Annotated in this window: 5 protein-coding genes; all 5 read left to right on the top strand. The window is 64.5% G+C overall.

Translation table 11 applies throughout. The annotated features are described in order from the left end of the window. Positions 1 to 237, top strand: a 237-nt coding sequence (locus K8V11_RS07060) for a hypothetical protein (protein WP_303912046.1), incomplete at its 5' end; no start/stop codon positions are given. Between the two features lie 376 nt (positions 238 to 613). Continuing rightward, the gene (gene rpsF, locus K8V11_RS07055) at positions 614 to 901 is read left to right on the top strand and encodes a 30S ribosomal protein S6 (protein ID WP_067470793.1); all 288 of its coding nucleotides are present in this window, start codon (positions 614 to 616) and stop codon (positions 899 to 901) included. A gap of 79 nt (positions 902 to 980) precedes the next feature. Next, the gene (locus tag K8V11_RS07050) at positions 981 to 1,577 is read left to right on the top strand and encodes a single-stranded DNA-binding protein (RefSeq protein WP_303912044.1); all 597 of its coding nucleotides are present in this window, start codon (positions 981 to 983) and stop codon (positions 1,575 to 1,577) included. A gap of 120 nt (positions 1,578 to 1,697) precedes the next feature. After that, positions 1,698 to 2,150 carry a 50S ribosomal protein L9 gene (gene rplI, locus K8V11_RS07045; protein WP_303912042.1) on the top strand — a complete coding sequence of 151 codons (453 nt, stop codon included), beginning with the start codon at positions 1,698 to 1,700 and terminating at the stop codon, positions 2,148 to 2,150. Between the two features lie 763 nt (positions 2,151 to 2,913). Continuing rightward, on the top strand, positions 2,914 to 4,052 hold a 1,139-nt coding region (locus K8V11_RS07040), incomplete at its 3' end, for a DnaB-like helicase N-terminal domain-containing protein (protein WP_303912040.1).

The raw sequence follows: 4,052 nt of genomic DNA, 5'->3' as shown, positions 1-4,052 counted from the left end.
CGACAACAAGGAGTCCGATTCGCGATGAGCACCCTCGAGATGTTCGTGATGTGGCTGGGGATCTTCCTCGGCTTCGTGTGCATCCTCGTCGCCGCCGGCGGATATCGCATGGGTTGGCAGAAAAAGACGTGGATCGGGTGGATCGTCGTGGCGGTCGTGTTTCTCACCGTGTTGCCGATCATCGCGGCGCTGACGATGGGGCTGAGCGACGGCCGTTCGGAGTTCCTCGGCGGCTAGCAATCCTCGCCCCCGCCAAAAGCAGCCACTTCCGGCAAAACGCATGCCGAGTCACCTTTCACCGTTGTCATGACAACGCGGTTTGAGTACTGGCGCTGCGGTTTGCCGGCACGGTGCCCAAGAACGGCCTCATCGAGGGCCGGGACAGGGGAATAGGAGCCCGGCAGCGCCCGCGCCCGCACGAATCCCAGCCGAATCCGACGCCGACAAACCCGCCCAAACCCACCAGCCCCTGGCACAGCCGTCTGCCTGCGCAAATTAGGCGCGCCCAGCGGCAGCAAGCTAAGCTGTCAAGGTTGCTGACGCGACGACCCTCCTGCCGCTGCCAATCGGGCGGCGGCCGAAACTCATAGACCATAGGAGGTGATGAGGTCCCGTGCGTCAATACGAAGTGATGATCATTCTCGATTCGAGTCTCGACGAGCGCACCGTAGCCCCGTCCCTGGATACGTTCCTCAACGTAATTCGCAAGGATGGCGGCTCGGTCGACAAGGTCGATGTGTGGGGTAAGCGCCGTCTTGCCTACGAGATCAACAAGCAGACCGAAGGTATCTACGCCGTCATCGAGCTCAAGGCTGAGCCCGACACGGTCAAGGAACTGGACCGCCAGCTCGGACTCAACGAGTCCATCCTGCGCACGAAGGTTCTGCGCACCGACGCGTAGTTTCCCCTAGTCCCTGAGCGTTTTCGCACGTAATCTGGGCGCGGAGAGTCTTTCCGCTAAACCTCGAGGAGCGAGTTATATGGCAGGCGATACCGTCATCACCGTTGTTGGCAACCTGGTTGCAGACCCGGAACTGCGGTTCACGCCGTCCGGCGCGGCCGTTGCGAACTTCCGTATCGCCTCGACGCCGCGGCGTTTCAACTCGCAGACGAGCCAGTGGGAGGACGGCGAAGCCCTCTTCCTCACGTGCAATATCTGGCGCCAGGCGGCGGAGAACGTCGCCGAGTCGCTGCAGCGCGGCATGCGTGTCGTGGTGCAGGGTCGCCTCAAGCAGCGGTCCTTCGAAACCCGTGAGGGCGAGAAGCGCACCGTGTACGAGCTCGAGGTCGACGAGGTCGGCCCCTCGCTCCGCTACGCCACCGCCAAGGTCACGCGTACTCCGCGTGAGGGCGGCGGCTTCGGAGGAGGCCAGGGCGGCGGCCAGCAAGGCGGCGGTCAGGGCGGCTTCGGCGGCCAGCAGGGCGGAGCGCCCCGCGGCGGCTATGGAGACAATCAGGGCGGCTACGGCGGCGGTCAGCAAGGTGGCGGACGTCCCCCGGCAGGCGACGACCCGTGGGGCAGCGCCCCGCAGGCGGGTGGCGGCTTCGGCGGTGCGGACGACGAGCCCCCGTTCTGATCGCCCACGATTCGGGCCATGCGGCCCGGAACCACTTACACCCCAAGCACGATCAACTTTGAGTACTGACCTCGCGTGCCGCACACAGCAGCGGCGGCGGGGCGAGAAAGGTTAAGGATCATGAAGCTGATCCTCACCGCCGACGTCGACAACCTCGGTGCGCCGGGCGACATCGTCGAGGTCAAGGGCGGTTACGGACGTAACTTCCTGCTCCCGCGTGGGCTGGCCATCCTGGCCTCCCCGGGTGCGGAGCGCCAGATCGAGACGATTCGTCGTGTCCAGGCCGAGCGCGAGGTGCGCGACGCCGAGCATGCGAACGAGCTCAAGCAGCAGCTCGAGGGCCTCTCGAACGTGAAGGTCGCCGTGCGCACCTCCGATTCGGGCAAGCTCTTCGGCTCTGTCACCACTGCGGACGTCGCCGAGGCCATCAAGACCTCGGGCGGCCCGAAGCTCGCCAAGCGCAGCATCACGCTGCCCAAGGAGCACATCAAGAACGCCGGCAACCACAAGGCCGTCGTCGATCTCGGACACGAGGTCACCGCGACCGTCAACGTTGAGGTCGTCGCCGAGTAATCCACTCGCGAAGCAGCCGCGCCCGCTTCCCGCTTCGGTGGGGGAGCGGGCGCGGTGCTTTTTGGCTCTTCATCCGCCGTCTCACTCCTCTCGGGGCACCATCGGGCTCAGCGGCACCCGAGTGCACACGCACAACCACAATCACGTATGACGTCGCACGTCCCATTTCCCTCGAGCCCCGGCGCTCCCGGACAATGAAACACGAGCCGCTCCCCGCCGATCGCCTATGCCTCGCCGTCCGCTCTTCGGTGGCCAAATCCCGTCTGCCAACTTCCGGTGCAGAAGCGGTATTTCGCTTGTGCTGCAACGTGTTCGCACCGGCCGCTCTGGCGTATTCCCAGGGCACGCGCGTGTGCACAGGACCTGTGGATAACCGGGTGTTCACATCGTGTTGTGCAGATCACATAGCACGAGACCGGCGGTAAAATCCAGGGAAATGCAAGCTGGATTTGTGGCGACCAAATAAATTTATGCACAACTGCCCTGACCTGGGAAAACGATCTGACCAGCAGTTTTGCAAGCAATTTTTCGGGTTATCCACCGTTTATCCACAAGCGCACCCGTAAATGCCGAGGAAACGAGGAGTTTGTCCACATCTATCCACAGCTGGTTACTCGCGATTGTGGATAACCCTGTGGATAACTCTTGGCTCGGTCGCTGTCGATGGGTTGAACCCGCGTCCACAGCCGTGGTAGGCAGACGCCGGCGACGCCAACCGATCGCCTAGACTTGAACGCGTAATGCAACGGACGGAGAAGCGGTAATGCCTGCAGATTTCGAGCGGTTCGAGACCGGCCTCTCGTCCGAGCCCGCGGAGGGCGGCGGAGAGCAGTACGGCCGCGTGCCGCCGCAGGATCTCGTCGCCGAGCAGTCCGTCCTCGGTGGCATGCTCATGTCGAAGGACGCGATCGCGGACGTCGTCGAAGCTCTCGGTCCCGGCGATTTTTATAAGCCCGCGCATCAGGTCGTCTACGACATCATTCTCGACCTCTACGCCCGTGGAGAACCGGCGGACCCGGTCACGGTGTCCGCAGAGCTCGACCGCAAGGGCGAACTCAAGCGCGCCGGCGGTGCCCCGTACCTCCACACCCTCGTCTCCACGGTCCCCACCGCGGCGAACGCAGGTTTCTACGCGCGCATCGTGTCGGAGAAGGCGGTGCTACGCCGCCTCGTCGACGCAGGCACGCGCATCGTCCAGTACGGATACTCGGGCGACGGCCAGGAGGTCGACGAGGTCGTCGACCGCGCGCAGGCGGAGATCTTCGAGGTCACCGAGCGCCGCACTTCCGAGGACTACGTCGCGCTGTCCGAGCTCCTCCAGCCGACAATGGACGAGATGGACGAAATCCAGGAGGCCGGCGGCCTCTCGGCCGGCGTCCCCACCGGTTTCGTCGATCTCGACTCGCTCACCAACGGCCTCCGTGGCGGCCAGATGGTCATCATCGCCGCCCGACCCGGCGTCGGCAAGGCCCTTGCGCTCGACACTCCCATTCCCACATCGCCGCTTGTTGACGGCGCCGCTCCCACCTTCACCACCCAAGGAGAACTCGAGGTCGGCGACGAGGTGCTCGCCTCGGATGGCAAGCCGACCAAGGTCACTGGGCTCTCTGAGGTCTGGGACGATCGGCCCTGCTTCCGCCTCATCTTCTCCGACGGCGCATCGATCGTCGCCGACGCGGAGCACGAGTGGGAGGTTATTTTCGGCGGCACTCGCCAGACGATGACAACCAAGGCGCTCGAGACGATGCTCCTCGTCGCGGAGTCCGGGGTCGAGATTCCGGAGGACCCCGCCCGCGGCGTTCCCTCCCGCTTCATCATCGATGTGCGCAACACCGAGTCCGTTCCCGTCCGGTGCATTGAAGTCGCAGCGCCGGACCACATGTACCTCGCCGGCGAGACGGC

It is taken from the genome of Dietzia timorensis, assembly GCF_020742175.1.
Lineage (GTDB): Bacteria > Actinomycetota > Actinomycetes > Mycobacteriales > Mycobacteriaceae > Dietzia > Dietzia timorensis_A.
This window is presented reverse-complemented; position numbering and strand designations above follow the sequence as displayed.